20 protein-coding genes are annotated in these 19028 nt (G+C 62.6%); all 20 read right to left on the bottom strand.

What is annotated here, in order from left to right; genetic code table 11:
* Positions 1 to 27: 27 nt before the first annotated feature.
* Positions 28 to 915 carry a flagellar motor protein MotD gene (motD, locus tag DM374_RS08240; protein ID WP_110969423.1) on the bottom strand — a complete coding sequence of 296 codons (888 nt, stop codon included), beginning with the start codon at positions 913 to 915 and terminating at the stop codon, positions 28 to 30.
* A gap of 2 nt (positions 916 to 917) precedes the next feature.
* Entirely contained in the window at positions 918 to 1658 is a 741-nt protein-coding gene (locus DM374_RS08245; protein ID WP_095156983.1) for a flagellar motor protein, read from the bottom strand.
* Positions 1658 to 2776, bottom strand: a complete 1119-nt coding sequence (locus DM374_RS08250; protein WP_110969424.1) for a protein-glutamate methylesterase/protein-glutamine glutaminase — start codon at positions 2774 to 2776, stop codon at positions 1658 to 1660. Before DM374_RS08250 ends, DM374_RS08245 begins: the two co-directional genes overlap by 1 nt.
* 45 nt (positions 2777 to 2821) lie before the next feature.
* Positions 2822 to 5041, bottom strand: a complete 2220-nt coding sequence (locus tag DM374_RS08255) for a chemotaxis protein CheA (protein WP_110969425.1) — start codon at positions 5039 to 5041, stop codon at positions 2822 to 2824.
* A gap of 12 nt (positions 5042 to 5053) precedes the next feature.
* Complete coding sequence (locus DM374_RS08260) at positions 5054 to 5842, bottom strand: protein phosphatase CheZ (protein ID WP_110969426.1); 789 nt, start codon at positions 5840 to 5842, stop codon at positions 5054 to 5056.
* A gap of 18 nt (positions 5843 to 5860) precedes the next feature.
* Complete coding sequence (locus DM374_RS08265; protein WP_177431531.1) at positions 5861 to 6235, bottom strand: chemotaxis response regulator CheY; 375 nt, start codon at positions 6233 to 6235, stop codon at positions 5861 to 5863.
* A gap of 105 nt (positions 6236 to 6340) precedes the next feature.
* A complete protein-coding gene (gene fliA / locus DM374_RS08270) occupies positions 6341 to 7081 on the bottom strand; it encodes an RNA polymerase sigma factor FliA (RefSeq protein WP_095156978.1) in 741 nt (246 codons plus the stop codon).
* Positions 7078 to 7911: a flagellar synthesis regulator FleN gene (gene fleN / locus DM374_RS08275; RefSeq protein WP_095156977.1), complete on the bottom strand. Its 834-nt coding sequence runs from the start codon at positions 7909 to 7911 to the stop codon at positions 7078 to 7080. The genes fliA and fleN overlap by 4 nt, the downstream gene beginning before the upstream one ends.
* Before the next feature lie 120 nt (positions 7912 to 8031).
* A complete protein-coding gene (gene flhF / locus DM374_RS08280) occupies positions 8032 to 9345 on the bottom strand; it encodes a flagellar biosynthesis protein FlhF (RefSeq protein ID WP_095156976.1) in 1314 nt (437 codons plus the stop codon).
* An 11-nt stretch (positions 9346 to 9356) separates the two neighbouring features.
* Entirely contained in the window at positions 9357 to 11486 is a 2130-nt protein-coding gene (gene flhA / locus DM374_RS08285; protein WP_110969428.1) for a flagellar biosynthesis protein FlhA, read from the bottom strand.
* Between the two features lie 199 nt (positions 11487 to 11685).
* Positions 11686 to 12822 (bottom strand): flagellar biosynthesis protein FlhB, encoded by a 1137-nt coding sequence (gene flhB / locus DM374_RS08290; protein WP_110969429.1) that lies wholly within the window; start codon positions 12820 to 12822, stop codon positions 11686 to 11688.
* 2 nt (positions 12823 to 12824) lie between these two features.
* Positions 12825 to 13553 carry a flagellar biosynthetic protein FliR gene (gene fliR, locus DM374_RS08295; protein ID WP_256587797.1) on the bottom strand — a complete coding sequence of 243 codons (729 nt, stop codon included), beginning with the start codon at positions 13551 to 13553 and terminating at the stop codon, positions 12825 to 12827.
* Between the two features lie 55 nt (positions 13554 to 13608).
* Positions 13609 to 13878 (bottom strand): flagellar biosynthesis protein FliQ, encoded by a 270-nt coding sequence (fliQ, locus tag DM374_RS08300; protein ID WP_095156972.1) that lies wholly within the window; start codon positions 13876 to 13878, stop codon positions 13609 to 13611.
* 24 nt (positions 13879 to 13902) lie between these two features.
* Positions 13903 to 14655 carry a flagellar type III secretion system pore protein FliP gene (gene fliP, locus DM374_RS08305; protein ID WP_110969430.1) on the bottom strand — a complete coding sequence of 251 codons (753 nt, stop codon included), beginning with the start codon at positions 14653 to 14655 and terminating at the stop codon, positions 13903 to 13905.
* The gene (gene fliO, locus DM374_RS08310; RefSeq protein WP_110969431.1) at positions 14655 to 15116 is read right to left on the bottom strand and encodes a flagellar biosynthetic protein FliO; all 462 of its coding nucleotides are present in this window, start codon (positions 15114 to 15116) and stop codon (positions 14655 to 14657) included. The genes fliP and fliO overlap by 1 nt, the downstream gene beginning before the upstream one ends.
* Positions 15117 to 15578 (bottom strand): flagellar motor switch protein FliN, encoded by a 462-nt coding sequence (gene fliN / locus DM374_RS08315; RefSeq protein ID WP_095156969.1) that lies wholly within the window; start codon positions 15576 to 15578, stop codon positions 15117 to 15119. It abuts the gene before it with no gap.
* A 45-nt stretch (positions 15579 to 15623) separates the two neighbouring features.
* Positions 15624 to 16592, bottom strand: a complete 969-nt coding sequence (fliM, locus tag DM374_RS08320) for a flagellar motor switch protein FliM (protein WP_095156968.1) — start codon at positions 16590 to 16592, stop codon at positions 15624 to 15626.
* A gap of 9 nt (positions 16593 to 16601) precedes the next feature.
* A complete protein-coding gene (gene fliL, locus DM374_RS08325; protein WP_110969432.1) occupies positions 16602 to 17108 on the bottom strand; it encodes a flagellar basal body-associated protein FliL in 507 nt (168 codons plus the stop codon).
* 150 nt (positions 17109 to 17258) lie between these two features.
* Positions 17259 to 18563, bottom strand: a complete 1305-nt coding sequence (locus DM374_RS08330) for a flagellar hook-length control protein FliK (RefSeq protein WP_110969433.1) — start codon at positions 18561 to 18563, stop codon at positions 17259 to 17261.
* 95 nt (positions 18564 to 18658) lie between these two features.
* Positions 18659 to 19006, bottom strand: a complete 348-nt coding sequence (locus tag DM374_RS08335; RefSeq protein ID WP_110969434.1) for an Hpt domain-containing protein — start codon at positions 19004 to 19006, stop codon at positions 18659 to 18661.
* Between the last annotated feature and the right edge of the window lie 22 nt (positions 19007 to 19028).

Genomic DNA, 19028 nt, shown 5'->3' on the forward strand with positions numbered 1-19028 from the left:
GGTCCGACCGTAGCCAGCCGGGATCGATTAAAAGGTCGACGACGGAGAATTGACGGGATTGCTCCCGGCCGTCGGTGATATCACGGGCGGTGCAGTTTGTGTGCCAGCGCGCTTGAGCGCGGCATCCGGACTCGCATTGGCGGTGCCGGTTCCGGTCAGGCTGCGGCGCACTTCCAGATTGCGCGAGATCACCAGCACGACGCGGCGGTTCTTCGCCCGCCCTTGCTGGGTGGTGTTGCTGGCGATCGGCTGGAACTCGCCATAGCCGACGGACGCCATGCGCGCCGGATTGACTCCTTCCATGGCCAGCAGACGGACAATACTCGCCGCCCGCGCCGACGACAGCTCCCAGTTGGTCGGGTACTGCGCGGTACGGATCGGCTGGTCATCGGTGAAGCCTTCAACGTGCACCGGGTTGGCAAACGGCTTGAGGATGTTCGCCACCTTCTCGATGATATTGAACGCCACATCGCTGGGCATGGCGTCGCCGCTACCGAACAGCAGCGAGGAGTTCAGCTCGATTTCGATCCACAGTTCGTTACCGCGCACGGTCATCTGGTCGGACTTGACCAGGTCACCGAAGGCCTGCATCACCTCGTCGGTGATGGTCTTCAGCGGATCTGCGCTGGTCTGGCTGAGACCGGCATCGACCTGCTCGCTGTCCTTGATCAACGGCTGGGCCGGACGCACGCTCAGTGGCCGCTCCTCACCGATGGGAATCACCTTGGTGCTGCGCTCGGCATCGTTGAACACGCCGATAAGCGCCTGAGACATGATTTTGTACTTGCCCTCGTTGATCGAGGAAATCGAGTACATGACCACGAAAAACGCGAACAGCAAGGTGATGAAGTCCGCGTAGGACACCAGCCAGCGTTCGTGATTCTCGTGTTCCTCGACTTTGCGGCGACGGGCCATGGTTACTCCATGAAGCCCTGAAGCTTCAGTTCGATCGAGCGCGGGTTCTCGCCTTCGGCGATCGACAGCAGGCCCTCCAGGAGCATCTCCCGATAGCGCGATTGCCGCATGACTTGCGCCTTGAGCTTGTTGGCCACGGGCAGGAGAATCAGGTTGGCACTGGCCACGCCATAGATGGTGGCGACGAACGCCACGGCGATGCCGTTACCCAGTTGCGACGGGTCGGCCAGGTTGCCCATGACATGAATCAGGCCCATGACCGCACCGATGATGCCGATGGTCGGCGCGTAGCCGCCCATGCTTTCAAACACCTTGGCAGCCTGGATGTCGCGGCTTTCCTGGGTAAGGAAATCCACCTCGAGAATGCTGCGGATAGCTTCCGGCTCGGCGCCGTCCACCAGCAGTTGCAGGCCCTTGCGCGCATACGGATCGGGTTCGGCATCCGCCACGCCTTCCAGGCCGAGCAGGCCTTCCTTGCGCGCGGTGAGGCTCCAGTTGACGACACGGTCGATACCGCCAGCCAGGTCGACTCGCGGCGGGAACAGGATCCAGCCGAAAATCTGCAGGGCGCGCTTGAACGAACTCAACGGCGACTGCAACAGCGCCGCCGCCAGGGTGCCGCCCAGCACGATCAGCGCTGCAGGGCCGTTGAGTAGCGCACCGACATGACCGCCTTCGAGCAGGTTGCCGCCAACGATTGCGACGAAGGCGAGGATGATTCCGAGAAGGCTGAGAACATCCATCAGACGCAGGCCTCGACCAGGTGACGACCGATGTCGTCAAGACCGTAGACCGCGTCAGCCAGGTTGGCTTTGACGATCGCCATCGGCATGCCGTAGATCACGCAGCTCGCTTCATCCTGAGCCCAGACCTGGCTGCCGCCCTGCTTGAGCAGGCGCGCGCCTTCGCGGCCATCGGCGCCCATACCGGTCAACACCACCGCCAGCACCTTGTCACCATAGGACTTGGCAGCCGAACCGAAGGTGATATCTACGCACGGCTTGTAGTTCAGGCGCTCGTCGCCCGGAAGAATTTTCACCATGCCACGACCGTCGACCATCATCTGCTTGCCGCCAGGCGCCAACAGGGCGAGGCCAGGGCGCAGCATATCGCCGTCCTCGGCTTCCTTGACGTTGATCTTGCACAGCTTGTCCAGGCGCTCGGCGAACGCCTTGGTGAAGGCCGCCGGCATGTGCTGGATCAGCACGATCGGCGCCGGGAAATTGGCTGGCAGCTGAGTCAGCACCCGCTGCAGCGCGACCGGGCCACCGGTGGAGGTGCCGATAGCCAGCAGTTTGTAGGCTTTGCGCTTGGGCGCTGGCGAATTGCTTGCCGCCGGCGCCTGGGCCGGCTGACGGGTCGGCAGCGGCGCACTGGCGCGGGCGGCACCGAGGGACGACACCGGGCTGGATGAGGTGGTGGTCACCGCCGGCAGCGTGCTGGCGTAGCTGCTGAAACGACGGTTGCTGCGGGAGATGGTGTGAACCTTCTCGCACAGCATCTGCTTGACCTTGTCCGGGTTGCGCGAGATGTCTTCGAAGTTCTTCGGCAGGTAATCGACGGCGCCGGCATCCAGCGCATCGAGGGTTACCCGGGCGCCTTCGTGGGTCAGCGAGGAGAACATCAGCACCGGGGTCGGGCAGCGCTGCATGATGTGACGAACTGCGGTGATGCCATCCATGGTGGGCATCTCGTAGTCCATGGTGATGACATCGGGTTTGAGCGACAGTGCCTGGTCGATCGCTTCCTTGCCATTGGTGGCGGTGCCGACGACCTGGATGGTCGGGTCCGCCGAGAGAATTTCCGAGACACGGCGGCGGAAGAAACCGGAATCATCCACCACCAGGACCTTGACTGCCATAAACACTCCATTAGGCAGCGCGACCGCGAGGCCGCGCCACCGGGATCAAATTCGCCGTGCGGCGTAACGCTTGAGCATGCTCGGGACGTCGAGGATCAGCGCAATGCGCCCGTCACCGGTAATGGTCGCGCCCGACATGCCCGGGGTGCCCTGGAGCATCTTGCCCAGCGGCTTGATGACCACTTCTTCCTGGCCAACCAGTTGATCGACGACGAAGCCGATCCGCTGAGTGCCCACCGAAAGGATCACCACATGGCCTTCATGCTGCTCTTCATGAGCGGCGGAACTGACCAGCCAGCGTTTGAGGTAGAACAATGGCAACGCTTTGTCGCGGACGATCACCACTTCCTGGCCGTCGACCACGTTGGTGCGCGACAGGTCGAGGTGGAAGATCTCGTTGACGTTGACCAGCGGGAAGGCGAAGGCCTGGTTGCCCAGCATCACCATCAGGGTCGGCATGATCGCCAGGGTCAGCGGCACCTTGATGACGATCTTCGAACCCTGGCCCTTGGCCGAGTAGATGCTGATCGAGCCGTTGAGCTGGGCAATCTTGGTCTTCACCACGTCCATGCCAACGCCGCGGCCAGACACGTCGGAAATCTCGGTCTTGGTCGAGAAGCCCGGAGCGAAGATCAGGTTGTAGCAGTCCGACTCGCTCAGGCGGTCGGCCGCGTCCTTGTCCATCAGGCCTTTTTCCACGGCCTTGGCGCGCAGCACGCCAGGGTCCATGCCCTTGCCGTCGTCGGAGATCGAGAGAAGGATGTGGTCACCTTCCTGCTCAGCCGACAGCACCACCTTGCCACCGCGGGACTTGCCCGAGGCTTCGCGCTCTTCCGGCGTTTCGACACCATGGTCGACGGCGTTGCGCACCAAGTGGACCAGCGGGTCGGCCAGGGCCTCGACAAGGTTCTTGTCGAGGTCGGTCTCTTCGCCGACCAGCTCCAGGGTAATGTCTTTCTTCAACTGCCGCGCAAGGTCGCGAACCAGGCGCGGGAAGCGCCCGAAGACCTTCTTGATCGGCTGCATGCGGGTCTTCATGACCGCGGTCTGCAGGTCGGCGGTGACCACATCGAGGTTCGACACGGCCTTGGACATGGCCTCGTCGCCGCTATTCAGGCCCAGGCGGACCAAGCGGTTACGCACCAGTACCAGTTCGCCCACCATGTTCATGATTTCGTCCAGCCGCGCGGTATCGACCCGCACGGTGGTTTCCGTCTCGTTGGCCGGATGTTTGTCGGCGGCAGCAGCAGCGGCAGCCGGAGCGGCCTGACGTGCCGGCGCAGGCGCGGCAGGTTTGGCAGCAGCGGCAGGCGCGGCGGCGGCAGGTTTGGCTGCCGGCTTGGCGGCGACTGCAACGGCCGGCGCGGCGGCGCTGACGCTGTCAGGCACGAACTTGCCTTTGCCGTGCAACTCATCGAGCAGTGCTTCGAATTCGTGCTCGGTGATGTGATCGCCCGAGCCACCGGCAGCCACGGCGGGCTCGCTGACTTCTGGCGCGGCGGCCACGGCACCTGGCAATGCATCTACGGCGAAGGAGCCCTTGCCATGGAGTTGGTCGAGCAGCGCTTCGAATTCGGCATCGGTGATTTCGTCGCTGGCGGCACCCGCCACTTCGGCGACCGGCGCGGACGCGGCAGCGCTTGGCAGGCTGTCGGCAGCGAACTGGCCTTTGCCGTGCAATTGATCGAGCAGGGATTCGAACTCGGCGTCGGTGATTTCGTCGCTGGCAGCAGCAGCCGATTCGGCCTCCTCCTTGACCGCACCCAACGAGTCGAGCAGTTGCTCGAACTCACTGTCGGTGATGTCGCCGGAAACGGCGGCCACTTCAGGCACCGCTTCGGCCACAGGTTCAGCCTCTGCCGGAGCAGCGGCACCGCCCGGCTCGGCCAGACGCGCCAAGGCGCCCAGCAGCTCAGGCGTGGCCGGGGTGATGTCGGTACGCTCGCGAACCTGACCGAACATGCTGTTGACGGTATCCAGTGCCTCCAGGACCACGTCCATCAGTTCGGAATCGACCCGACGCTCTCCCTTGCGCAGGATGTCGAATACGTTTTCGGCGATGTGGCAGCACTCCACCAGCTCATGGAGCTGGAGGAAGCCGGCGCCCCCTTTTACAGTGTGAAAACCGCGAAAGATCGCATTGAGCAGGTCGGAATCATCCGGGCGGCTTTCCAGCTCGACCAGTTGCTCGGACAGTTGCTCAAGAATTTCGCCGGCCTCTACCAGGAAATCCTGAAGGATTTCTTCATCGGCGCCGAAGCTCATCAAACGTGCTCCCTAAAAACCCAGGCTGGACAGCAGATCATCGACATCGTCTTGACCGGACACGACATCTTCACGTTTATCGGCATGAATTTGCGGTCCTTCACCCCGGGTCGGATGTTTATCTTGGTCTTGCTCGGCACGAAGCTGCTGGTGGTCATGTTCGATACCGGCGAAGCGGTCGACCTGACTGGCCATCAGTACGAGCTTGAGCAGATTGCTTTCGACTTCGGTGACCAACGAGGTCACCCGTTTGATCACCTGGCCGGTCAGGTCCTGATAGTCCTGTGCCAGGAGAATATCGTTGAGGTACCCGGTTACGGTGTGGGTACCCTCGGCGCTGCGCGCCAGAAACCTGTCGACACGCTGGACCAGCTCACGGAACTCCGGCGCTGCGACTTCCCGGCGCATGAAGCGCTGCCAGTCGTCGTGCAGTTCACGGGCTTCGTTGGTGAGATCGTGGAGCACGGGTGTACCCTGCTCGACCAGGTCCATCGTGCGATTCGCCGCCGCCTCGGTCAGCTTGACCACATAGGACAAGCGCTCGGTGGCGTCGGTGATTTGCGAAACTTCCTCGGCCTGCGGCATGTGCGGATCGATCTGAAAACTGACGATCGCACTGTGCAGCTCTCGCGTGAGCTTGCCGACTTCCTGATACAGGCCGCGGTCACGGGTCTGGTTCAGCTGATGGATCAGTTGCACCGCGTCGCCGAAATTGCCTCGTTCGAGGCTTTTCACCAGCTCCTGGGCGTGTTTCTTCAGCGTCGACTCAAAGTCGTCCAAAGATGATTGTTTATGCTCCATAGCGCCCCCGTGCGTACATCAGCTATTGACGCGCTCGAAGATCTTCTCGATTTTTTCTTTCAGCACCTGGGCAGTGAAAGGCTTGACCACATAGCCGTTAACGCCGGCCTGGGCAGCTTCGATGATCTGTTCGCGCTTGGCTTCGGCGGTCACCATCAGCACAGGCAAGTGTTTCAGACGTTCGTCCGCGCGGACTTTGCGCAGCAGGTCAATACCGGACATGCCAGGCATGTTCCAGTCGGTCACCAGGAAGTCGAAGTTGTTGCTTTCGAGCATGGGCAGCGCGGTGTTGCCGTCGTCGGCCTCGTGCGTGTTGGTGAAGCCCAGGTCACGCAACAGGTTCTTGATGATCCGCCGCATCGTCGAAAAATCGTCAACGATGAGGATTTTCATATCTTTGTTCAATTAGACCTCCAAGCAGTCTTTAACGCGCTCAGCGCTGAACGCGCGTTCAATCAATTCCGGCACCACGGTATTACGACTGCATCGAAGCTGTGCTCAACGCGCCCGCCATTCCCCCAGCCGGCTGCGCAGACGCGCCGCACACTGGCTATGCAACTGGCTGACGCGTGACTCGCTGACCCCCAGGACCTCACCGATTTCCTTGAGGTTCAGCTCTTCGTCGTAGTACAGCGCCAACACCAGCCGTTCACGTTCAGGCAGGTTGGCGATTGCATCGGCCAAGGCTGCCTGAAAGCGCTCGTCTTCCAGATCGCGCGAAGGCTCGAGCTGGGCACTGGCACCGTCCTCGTGCAGGCCTTCATGTTCGCCGTCCTGCAACAGGTCGTCGAAACTGAACAGGCGGCTGCCCAAGGTATCGTTCAAAATCCCGTAGTAATCATCGAGACTCAATTGAAGTTCGGCAGCAACCTCGTGATCTTTAGCGTCACGACCGGTTTTTGCCTCAATTGCACGAATCGCGTCGCTTACCATGCGGGTATTGCGGTGCACCGAACGCGGCGCCCAGTCACCCTTGCGTACTTCATCGAGCATGGCGCCGCGGATGCGGATGCCAGCGTAGGTCTCGAAACTGGCGCCCTTGCTCGAGTCGTACTTGTTGGAGACTTCGAGCAGGCCGATCATCCCGGCCTGAATCAGGTCTTCCACCTGCACGCTGGCCGGCAACCGCGCCAGCAGGTGGTAGGCGATACGCTTGACCAACGGCGCATAACGCTCGATCAGCTCGTACTGGGCGTCACGCGAGGCCTTGCTGTACATCCGATAACCGCTCGCGCTCATAGCACAGGACCCGCGCTGGTAGGCTGCACCAGACGCTCAACGAAAAACTCCAGATGCCCGCGCGGATTGGCTGGCAGCGGCCAGCTATCGACCTTCTGGGCGATCGCCTTGAACGCCAGCGCGCACTTGGAACGCGGAAAGGCTTCATAGACCGCTCGCTGCTTCTGCACAGCCTTGCGCACGCACTCGTCGTAGGGAACTGCCCCGACGTATTGTAGGGCCACATCCAGGAAGCGATCCGTGACCTTGGTCAACTTGGCGAACAGATTGCGCCCTTCCTGCGGACTCTGCGCCATGTTTGCCAGGACGCGGAAACGGTTCATGCCGTAATCACGGTTGAGCAGCTTGATCAGGGCGTAGGCGTCAGTGATCGAAGTCGGCTCGTCACAGACCACCAGGAGTACTTCCTGGGCTGCGCGGACAAAACTCACGACCGACTCGCCAATCCCCGCGGCGGTGTCGATCACCAGCACGTCGAGGTTGTCACCGATCTCGCTGAATGCCTGGATCAGGCCCGCGTGCTGGGCAGGCCCCAGGTGCACCATGCTCTGGGTGCCGGAAGCGGCCGGCACGATGCGCACGCCGCCAGGCCCCTGCAGGAGCACATCGCGCAGCTCGCAACGACCTTCGATGACATCAGCCAGGGTGCGTTTGGGGGTGAGCCCGAGCAGTACGTCGACATTGGCCAGGCCAAGGTCGGCGTCCAACAGCATGACGCGACGGCCGAGTTCAGCCAGCGCCAGCGACAGATTCACTGACACGTTGGTCTTGCCGACGCCACCTTTGCCGCCGGTCACGGCGATCACCTGTACGGGATGCATGCTACCCATATTTGTTCTTTACCTTGTCTTGCTTAGACCGAGGCCACATGACTGGCTGCCCCTGGAACAACTGAAAAATGCCCGGCAGACCCTGTGATGTAGGTACTTTGCAACTGAAACATATCCACCTCAGCCGACGCGTTTGCCGTCACTGTGGTACAGGTCGGCGAACATATCGGCCATGGCCTCTTCGCTCGGCTCGTCCTGCATCTGCACACTGACCGCACGGCTCACCAACTGGTGACGGCGCGGCAGGTGCAAGTCGTCAGGAATGCGCGGGCCATCGGTGAGATAGGCCACTGGCAATTCGTGACTGATGGCCAGGCTCAGGACTTCGCCCAAGCTGGCGGTTTCATCGAGTTTGGTCAGGATGCAACCGGCCAGGCCGCAGCGTTTGTAGCTGTGGTAGGCGGCGGTCAGCACCTGCTTCTGGCTGGTCGTTGCCAGCACCAGATAGTTCCGGGCGTGGATACCGCGCCCGGCCAGTGTTTCAAGCTGCATGCGCAGGGCCGGATCGCTGGCCTGCAGGCCGGCGGTATCGATCAGCACCACGCGTTTGCGCAGCAACGGTTCCAGCGCCTGGGCCAGGGACTGGCCAGGATCGACGTGGGTCACCGAAACGTTGAGGATGCGCCCGAGCGTCTTGAGCTGCTCCTGGGCACCGATACGGAAACTGTCCATGCTGACCAGCGCCAGGTTCTGCGCGCCGTACTTGAGCACGTAACGCGCGGCCAGCTTGGCCAGGGTGGTGGTCTTGCCCATGCCGGCCGGGCCGACCATGGCAATTACTCCACCCTCTTCGATCGGCTCGACTTCCGGCACATGGATCATGCGCGCCAGGTGAGCGAGCAGCATCCGCCAGCCGTGGCGCGGGTCTTCGATATCGACGGTCAGGTTGAGCAGGTCGCGGGACAGCGGGCCGGACAGGCCGATCCGCTGCAGGCGGCGCCAGAGGTTGGCCTGGTGCGGCTTGCTGCCTTGCAACTGGGTCCAGGCCAGCGAGCCGAGCTGGACTTCCAGCAGTTCGCGCAGGCCGGACAGCTCGGAGCGCATGGTGTCGAACAGGCGCTGATCGATCGGCGCGGCTACCGGTGCGACAGGCGCCGGTGGCAGCTCTGCCGCGCGGGACTCGACCAGCGGCTCGGAGGCGGTCAGCGGCAGGCCGGCGAACAACTGGCGGTTGCCCGTGTCACTTTCGTTGCGGGTGGTCAGCTCGGCCTGGGCGGTAGCGATGCGCGACTGAGTCTTGCGCAGTTCGTCTTCCAGCTCGACGTTCGGCACCCGCGGCGACAGGGCAGACAGCTTGTAGTCCAGCGCAGCCGTCAGCTCGACACCGCCAGCAATCCGTCGGTTGCCGATGATGGCGGCATCAGCCCCCAGCTCATCACGAACCAGCTTCATGGCTTGACGCATATCGGCGGCGAAAAAACGCTTAACTTGCATAACCCACTACCTCAGCCGTTGGGGCCTACTGTGGCAACGATGGTGACTTGCTTGTTGTCAGGTATTTCCTGATACGCCAAAACATGCAAATTCGGTACAGCCAGGCGACCGAAGCGCGACAGCATGGCCCGGATCGGTCCTGCAACCAGCAGGATGGCCGGCTGACCCTGCATCTCCTGACGCTGGGCTGCCTCGATCAACGAGCGCTGAAGCTTTTCAGCCATGCTTGGCTCAAGAAGAACACCGTCTTCCTGACCTTGCCCGGCCCTTTGCAGACTATTGAGCAAAATCTGTTCCAACCTTGGTTCAAGGGTGATCACAGGAAGCTCGGACTCAGTCCCGACAATGCTTTGCACGATAGCGCGACACAATCCGACGCGGACCGCAGCGACCAACGCGGCGGTATCTTGACTCTTGCTGGCGTTGTTCGCGATTGCCTCGGCGATCGTACGGATATCCCTGACAGGAACCTGTTCCGAGAGCAACGCCTGCAGCACCTTGAGCAGCCCCGACAACGGCAGCACGCCGGGCACGATTTCTTCGGCCAGTTTCGGTGAACCCTTGGCCAGCACCTGCAGCAGTTGCTGGACTTCTTCGTGGCCGATCAGCTCATGGCAGTGCTTGTAGAGAATCTGGTTGAGGTGGGTGGCGACCACAGTGCTGGCGTCCACCACGGTGTAGCCCAGCGACTGCGCCTGACCGCGCTGACTGACGTCGATCCACACCGCCTCCAGGCCAAAGGCCGGATCCCGCGCGGCGATCCCGTTGAGGGTGCCGAACACCTGCCCCGGGTTGATCGCCATCTCCCGCTCTGGATAGATCTCCGCCTCGGCCAGGATCACCCCCATCAAGGTCAGGCGATAGGTACTGGGCGCCAGATCGAGGTTGTCGCGGATGTGCACGGTGGGCATGAGGAAGCCCAGGTCCTGGGACAGCTTCTTGCGCACCCCCTTGATCCGCGCCAGCAATTGCCCGCCCTGGTTGCGGTCCACCAGCGGAATCAGGCGGTAACCCACTTCCAGACCGATCATGTCGATCGGGGTCACGTCGTCCCAGCCCAACTCCTTGGTGTCAGCGGCGCGCTGTGGCGACGGCAGCAGGTCTTGCTGGCGCTGGACTTCCTGGGCGGCCTTGACCTTGACCTGATTCTGCTTCTTCCACAGCAGGTAGGCGCCACCCGCGGCCATCGCGCCGAGGCTGAGGAAGGCTATGTGCGGCATGCCCGGCACCAGGCCCATGACGATCATGATCGCGGCGGAAACCGCCAGCGCCTTCGGCGAGTCGAACATCTGCCGGTTGATCTGCTTGCCCATGTCTTCCGAACCGGAAGCACGGGTCACCATGATCGCGGCGGCGGTGGACAGCAGCAGCGATGGCAATTGCGCCACCAAACCGTCACCGATGGTCAGCAGCGCGTAGACCCTGCCGGCGTCGCCGAAGGTCATGCCGTGCTGGACCATACCGATGGCCATACCGCCGATCAGGTTGATGAACAGAATCAGCAGGCCGGCGATGGCGTCACCGCGAACAAACTTGCTCGCGCCGTCCATGGAACCGTAGAACTCGGCTTCCTGGGCCACTTCGGCACGGCGGGCCTTGGCCTGGTTCTGGTCGATCAGGCCGGCATTGAGGTCAGCGTCGATGGCCATTTGCTTGCCGGGCATCGCATCGAGGGTGAAGCGCGCGCTCACCTCGGAGATACGGCCGGCACCCTTGGTCACCACGACGAAGTTGATGATCATCAGGATCGCGAAGACCACGATACCAACCACGTAGTTACCGCCGATAACCACGTCACCGAAGGCCTGGATCACCTTACCGGCGGCGCCGTGACCGTCATGGCCGTGGAGCAGCACGACCCGGGTGGACGCCACGTTCAGCGCCAGGCGCAACAGGGTCGCCACCAGCAGGATGGTCGGGAACGCGGCGAAATCCAGGGGACGCAGGGCGTACACGCAGACCAGCAGGACAACGATGGACAATGCGATGTTGAAGGTGAAGAACACGTCGAGCAGGAACGGCGGGATTGGCAACATCATCATTGCCAGCATGATCAGCAGCAGCAACGGCACCCCGAGGTTGCCCTTGCCCAGGCCGCTGAGATTGCTCCGCGCGCTGTTGATTAACTGAGTGCGATCCACCGGTTGTCCTCATCAAGCAAAACTTTTGACGCCACGGAGGCGCTTGGCGCTGCTCTCTGCAAGAACCTTTCCAACTTTGCAGGGGGGTGCTGCTCTCCTGGACGCTATCGCTGGCAAGCCAGCTCCCACAACGCGTCTCACACAGGACCTTGTGGGAGCTGGCTTGCCAGCGATGAGGCCCGCGAAGGCAGCCGAAAAATCAGGAATCGCGGCGCAAATCCGGGGGAATCGGCAGATCCTTGAGCGGCTCCGGCGGCTTGCCCTTGCCTGCCTGGTGCTGGCGGATCTGATAGACGTAGGCCAGCACCTGGGCCACCGCCAGGTACAACCCCGCGGGAATCTCCTCTTCCAGCTCGGTGGAGTAGTAGATCGACCGCGCCAGCGCCGGCGACTCCAGCAACTGGATATTGTGCTGCACCGCAATCTCGCGGATTTTCAGGGCGATGAAGTCGGTGCCCTTGGCCAGCAACAGCGGCGCCGAGCCCTTGTCCGGGTCGTATTTGAGCGCCACGGCGTAGTGGGTCGGGTTGGTAATGATCACGTCGGCCTCGGGCACGGCGGCCATCATCCGGCGCTGCGACATCTCGCGCTGGACCTGACGAATACGCTGCTTGACCTCCGGTTTACCCTCGGTGTCCTTGTATTCGTCGCGCACTTCCTGCTTGGTCATCATCAGCTTCTGCTTCGCCTGCCAGAGCTGGATCGGCACATCCACCGCCGCGATCAGCAACAGCCCGCAGGCCATCCACAAGGCGCTCCAGCCCACCACCTGAACACTGTGGATGATCGCCTGATCCAGCGGCTCATTGGCGATCGCCAGCAGGTCATCGCGGTCCGAGGACAACACCGCCAACGCCACCAGCAGAATCACGAAGAACTTGGCCAGGGCCTTGAGCAACTCAGCCAGCGAGTGCATGGAGAACATGCGCTTGATCCCCGCGAGCGGGTTCATCCGGCTGAATTTGGGCGCCATGGTGCCCGCTGCGAACAGCCAGCCGCCGAGGGCGATCGGCCCGAGCAAGGCGGCCAGCAGCAGCACCAACAGCACCGGCTGGGTCGCAAGGATCGCCAGCTTGCCCGATGACAGCAGGAAGATACCCATGTAACGCTCATCCATCAGCACTTCGCGAGACAGGCTGAAATTGCTGCGCATGATTTCCATCAACGCCTCGGCCAGGTAACCGCCGAACGACAGCAGCCCACCCGCCCCGGCGAGCATCACCGCCACGGTGTTCAGCTCTTTGGAACGGGCAATCTCGCCCTTCTCCCGCGAGTCGTTCTTGCGTTTCTCGGTGGGGTCTTCTGTTTTGTCCTGACCGCTTTCGCTCTCTGCCATGCTCAGCGCGCCCGTGCCAGTTCACGCAGCCATTGCAGCGCCTCGGACGCCATTGACTGGTAGTGGGAAAGGATATCGGCCAGGCCGATCCAGAAAATTGCCATGCCCAGCACCAGGGTCATGGGAAAACCGATGGAGAAGATGTTCAGTTGCGGCGCGGCGCGGGTCATCACACCAAACGCGATGTTGATCACCAGCAGCGCGGTGATCGCCGGCAGCACCAGCAGCAGCGCCGCCCCCAGCACCCAACCGAGGCGCCCGGCCATGTCCCAGAAGTGATTGACCACCAGGCCGCCACCCACGGGCAACGTGGTGAAACTTTCGGTGAGGATTTCCAGCACCACCAGGTGCCCGTTCATCGCCAGGAACAGCAAGGTCACCAGCATGGTCAGGAACTGGCTGATCACAGTGGTGTTGACGCCGTTGGCCGGGTCGACCATCGAGGCGAACGCCAGGCCCATCTGGATCGCGACGACTTGACCTGCGATCACGAACGCCTGGAAAAGCAGTTGCAGGGCCAGGCCGAACAGCGCGCCGATGATGATCTGCTCGGCGATCAGCAGCAGCGCGCTGAGGTCGAGCGCCTGCACCGGCGGCATCGGCGGCAGGGCCGGGGCAATGACCACGGTGATGGCCACTGCGAAATACAGGCGCACCCGCGTCGGCACCAACGTGGTACCGAACACCGGCATGGTCATCAGCACCGCCGCCACGCGAAACAGCGGCAGCATGAAGCTGGCCACCCATGTGGCGATCTGCGTGTCCGTCAGTTCGAGCACGGGCCGCTCAGCCGATCAACTGCGGGATGCTGCCGTACAACGACAGGATGTATTCCATGAACTTCTGCACCAGCCAAGGCCCGGCGACGATCAGGGTGGTCAGCATCACCAGCAGGCGCGGCAGGAAGCTCAGGGTCTGTTCGTTGATCTGGGTGGCGGCCTGGAACATGGCCACCAGCAGGCCCACCACCAGGCTCGGAATGACCAGCACGGCGACCATCATGGTGGTCAGCCACAGCGCATCGCGGAACAGGTCGACAGCGACTTCAGGGGTCATGTTCTTCTCCAGGGCTTGCGGCCGCTACACGCCGCCGAAGCTGCCCGCCAGGGTGCCGATGATCAGCGCCCAGCCGTCCACCAGCACGAACAGCATGAGCTTGAACGGCAGGGAAATGATCAGCGGCGACAGCATCATCATACCCATGGCCATCAGCACACTGGCCACTACCAGGTCGATGATCAGGAACGGGATGAAGATCATGAAGCCGATCTGGAACGCGGTCTTCAGCTCCGAGGTCACGAACGCGGGGACCATGATGGTCAGCGGCACTTGATCGGGGCTGGCGATATCGGTCCGTTTGGACAGGCGCATGAATAGATCAAGGTCGCTCTGCCGGGTCTGCGCGAGCATGAAGTCCTTGAGCGGCACCTGGGCCTTTTCGATGGCCTGCGGCGCGGTCAGGGTTTCAGCCAGGTACGGCTGCAAGGCGTCCTTGTTCACCCGGTCGAACACCGGGGCCATGATGAACATGGTCAGGAACAGCGTCAGGCCGATAAGGATCTGGTTCGATGGCGTCTGCTGCAGGCCCAGGGCCTGACGCAGGATCGAGAAGACGATGATGATCCGGGTGAAGCTGGTCATCAGGATGACGAACGCCGGGATGAAGCTCAGCGCCGTCATGATCAGCAGAATCTGCAGGCTGACCGAGTACTCCTGCTGGCCGTTGGCCCCGTTGGACAGGGTGATCGCCGAGATCGACAGCGGGTCGGCCGCCATCGCCAGCGGCGCTGCCAGCAGCAACAGCAGCGTCAACATCGTTCGCAATGCGGCCATTACGGCTTGTCCTTCTGATCCTTGCCCAACAACTCCATCAGGCGCTGGGCGAATTCTGGCGTGGTCGGGCGGGCGTTGGCCGGCGCCGCGACGGGCTCGTTCATCACGTGCAGGGTAGTCAGGCTGCCGGGGCTGTGACCGATGAGCACTTGCTCATTGCCCACCTGCACCAGCAGCAGGCGGTCACGCGGACCGACCTGACGGCTGCCAATCACCTGGATCACCTGATTGGCGGCCGGCGCGGCGTTCTGCATGCGACGCAACAGCCAGGCGAGGAAGAAAATCAGCCCCAGCACCAGCAGCAGGCCGAGCACCAGTTGCGTCAGTTGCCCCGCCACGCTACCGGTGGTGGCCGGCGCCACCACCGACGCCGCCGGCGTGGCACCCACTTGCGCGGCGCTGACCAGCGGCAACCAGAGCAGGCCGGCCGCAGCAATCCCCAGGGAGAAGAGCCGTTTCACTCAGCGCAGCTTCTTGATGCGTTCGCTCGGGCTGATCACGTCAGTCAGGCGGATACCGAACTTCTCGTTGACCACCACCACCTCGCCATGGGCGATCAGCGTGCCGTTGACCAGCACGTCCAGCGGCTCACCGGCCAGGCGGTCGAGTTCGATCACCGAGCCCTGGTTGAGCTGCAGCAGGTTGCGGATGTTGATCTCAGTGCTGCCCACTTCCATGGAAATGTTCACCGGAATATCCAGGATCACGTCCAGGTTCGGGCCTTCCAGGCTGACCGCCTCGTTGGAACGCGGCGAGCTGCCGAACTCTTCCATCGGCAGACGGCTCGCGCCGCCGGATGCTCCGCCGCCCGCCATCAGGGCGTCGATGTCGGACTGGCCATCACCGGTTTCACTCAGGGCTGCAGCCCACTCATCGGCCAGAGCCTGCTCTTCCAGGGAAGTAATATCGTTTTCGTCAGCCATCTTGTCCTCGACGGGCAATCAAATCGGTTAATGAAGGGTCGGCGCTCAGCGCCGGCCGATCGGCTCGCGGATCTGCAGAGCCAGAGTACCTTTGTGCGAACCCAGCCGGGCCTTGAACGACGGCACGCCGTTGGCGCGCACGATCAGGTCTTCCGGCAGTTCCACGGGAATCACGTCGCCCGGTTGCATGTGCAGGATGTCGCGCAGTTTCAGTTGGCGACGAGCCACAGTGGCACTGAGCGGCACGCTGACGTCCAGCACGTCTTCGCGCAGGGCCTTGACCCAACGCTCGTCCTGGTCGTCCAGGTCGGACTGGAAGCCGGCATCGAGCATTTCCCGCACCGGCTCGATCATCGAATACGGCATGGTCACGTGCAGGTCACCGCCGCCACCGTCGAGTTCGATGTGGAAGGTCGACACCACCACCGCCTCGCTCGGGCCAACGATGTTGGCCATGGCCGGGTTGACCTCGGAGTTTATGTACTCGAAGTTGACCGGCATGATCGCCTGCCAGGCTTCCTTGAGATCGACGAAGGCTTGTTCCAGCACCATGCGCACGACCCGCAGCTCGGTCGGGGTGAATTCGCGGCCTTCGATCTTGGCGTGACGGCCGTCGCCGCCAAAGAAGTTGTCCACCAGCTTGAACACCAGCTTGGCGTCGAGGATGAACAGCGAGGTGCCGCGCAGCGGCTTGATCTTGACCAGGTTGAGGCTGGTGGGGACGTACAGCGAATGCACGTACTCGCCAAACTTCATCACCTGCACCCCACCCACCGCCACGTCGGCGGAGCGGCGCAGCAGGTTGAACATACTGACGCGGGTGTAACGGGCGAAACGCTCGTTGATCATTTCCAGGGTCGGCATCCGACCACGGACGATCCGGTCCTGGCTCGTCAGGTCGTAACTCTTGACGCTACCGGGTTCGGCACTGGCTTCGGTTTGCACCAATCCATCGTCGACCCCATGCAACAGGGCATCGATTTCATCCTGGGACAGCAGGTCCTGCACGGCCATCTTCGGCTCCTACTGCAATACGAAATTGGTGAACAGCAACTGGTCCACGACCAGCTTGCCGACTTCCTTCTGGGCCACTTCCTGAACGCTGGCGGTCGCCTTCTGGCGCAGCATCTCCTGGCCGACCGGGGTCGCCAGCGATTCGAACGCCTGACCGGAGAACAGCATCACCAGGTTGTTGCGGATCACCGGCATGTGCACTTTCAGGGCATCCAGCGCAGCCTGGTCGCGCGCCTGCATGGTGATGCTCACCTGCATGTAGCGCTGACGGCCGTTCTGGTTGAAGTTGACGACGAAGGCGGGCGCCATGCTTTCGTAGATGGCCGCCTGCTTGACGTTGGCCGCCGCAGCAGCGGCGGCCGGATCGACTTCCGGTTTGCTGTCGGACTTGTGCAGGAAGAACCAGGTCGCGCCCACCGACAGACCGATCGCCAGCACCAGGGCCAGCACCAACAACAGGATCAGCTTGAGTTTGCCTTTTGCGGCGGGGTCTTTTACTGCTTCGCTCTTCGCCATGCCAATAATCCGTCACTCACAGGAGGTTTGTTCCACTATGGCGAGTGGGCGAGCAAGTGTTATGCCAGATTCGGGGCCACGCTTCGCGGCAAGATCATCCGACGATCCCGACCGCGCCAACACGGCACTGACGGGACCGTCGCATGCCGGTCAGGCGAAGTAATCCACCGTACTGGAACCGACCACCACCTGCTGCTCCACGGCCGCGGTGGCACCGGCAACATCGGTGTCCGCGCCCTCGGCATTGCGGCGGGCTGCCACGCCACTCATCTTCGGCGTGTCATCCTCGCGGCCGTTCTGCTGCTCGCGGGATTGATCGGCAACGTTGACGTCCGGCTGGGCCAGGCCCTGCTGGTTGAACAGCTCGCGCAGACGGTGCACCTGGCCTTCGAGGGCATCGCGCACCCCGGCGTGGCCGCTGGTGAAGGTGATCTGCGCCGCCTGGTCCGACGCCAGGTTGACGCGGATGTCGAGACGACCGAGTTCGGCAGGTTCGAGCTGGATATCCGCCGACTTGAGGCTCTGACTGGAGAGGTACATGACCCGGTTGACCAGGCCCTCGGTCCAGCCGCCCTGGTTCATTGCCAGCGGCTGGTGCAGCGGCGCGGGCGCCACGGCATTGGCGGTCTTCGGTGTCGCAGCCTGGGTCAGGGAAGCCAGGCGGTTGGCGAAATCGTCAACACGGGTGTCGCTGTTCGCGCCCTTGAGGTCCTTCAGGCCATCGTCGATCAGCCCGGCAAAGGCTTTCTCGCCGCCTTCGGATTTCCCACCCTCGGCCTCGCTCGGGTCAAGCATCTGCGCCAGTGTATTGACGGCAGGCTGACCGGACGCTGTCTCCGGCTGAGCATTGGGTTTGGCGGCATGGGTGGAGGTCGTGCCTTGAGCCTGGGCATTCTGCTCCAGAGCCAGACGCAGCACCGGCAGGTCGGCCAGGGGATCGCTGTCGGGATCGAATGCTTCTTCGGCCGGCGTCGCCGGCAGTGCCGCGGCAGGCTGCTGAGCGGCAGCCTGGATCACCGGGGCCATGGTCTGGGCCTGCGCCTGCAACAACTGCGCGCCTTGCGGTGCGTCGGTGAGTTGCCCGGCCACCAGATTGGCGTCCAGCGACTGGCCATCGGCGCTCGCGGTGCCGGAGGCGTCGTCGACCTTGTCCGCGCTCTGCGCCTGGGCGTCCTTGTCGTCAGGCAAATCGTTGCCGCTATCGGCAACCTTGCCGTTGTCCTTGTCGTCAGCCTTGCCGGTGTTTGCCGCCGGCTTGTCGACGCCATCGCGGTCGCGAACCGGCGCATCGGCCTTGACGTCGACCTTGTCCCGCGAGTGCTGCGCATAGACCTTGGAAAAGTCCGGCCCCTTGTCGTTGAGGGCTTGCGAGGCCTTGTCCAGGTTGCTGGCCTGGGCGCGTGCGGTTTTGGCCGCGACACCGGTTTGCAGCAATGGGTTTGAAGCGACGGGCATGAAAAAGGTCTCCGCTACAGAAGCTCGTCATCACGAATAGCGAAGCCTACGCAAAAGTCGCGCCAGGTTAGCCAGCCTGGCGCGACTTCATTGGGTCAGCCAACCAGGACACGCTCCCGTTCGGCGCGATAGAGTTGACGAACCGCGGTGAATTCGCGGTCGATGCGATTGATCAGGTCCTCGATGCCAAACAGCGATTGCTTCCTGACGCGCTCCTCGAGCTGCCGGCACAGTTCGGCCAGTTCGACCGCCCCCATGTTACTGCTACTGCCCTTGAGGCTGTGCGCGGCCTGACCCAGTTGCTCGGCGTTACGGGCTTTGTAGAGCTGGCGCAAACGCTCCTCGGAGTCGGCGAGAAAGGTTTCGAGCAGGTTGAGGTAGCCACCTTCCATGACCTCCTGAAGGTCGCTCAACACCTTGCGGTCAATATGAATATCGGACACTTGTTCACTCCTTGATCAAGTT

Origin of the sequence: Pseudomonas huaxiensis (assembly GCF_003231275.1) — a bacterium.
Lineage (GTDB): Bacteria > Pseudomonadota > Gammaproteobacteria > Pseudomonadales > Pseudomonadaceae > Aquipseudomonas > Aquipseudomonas huaxiensis.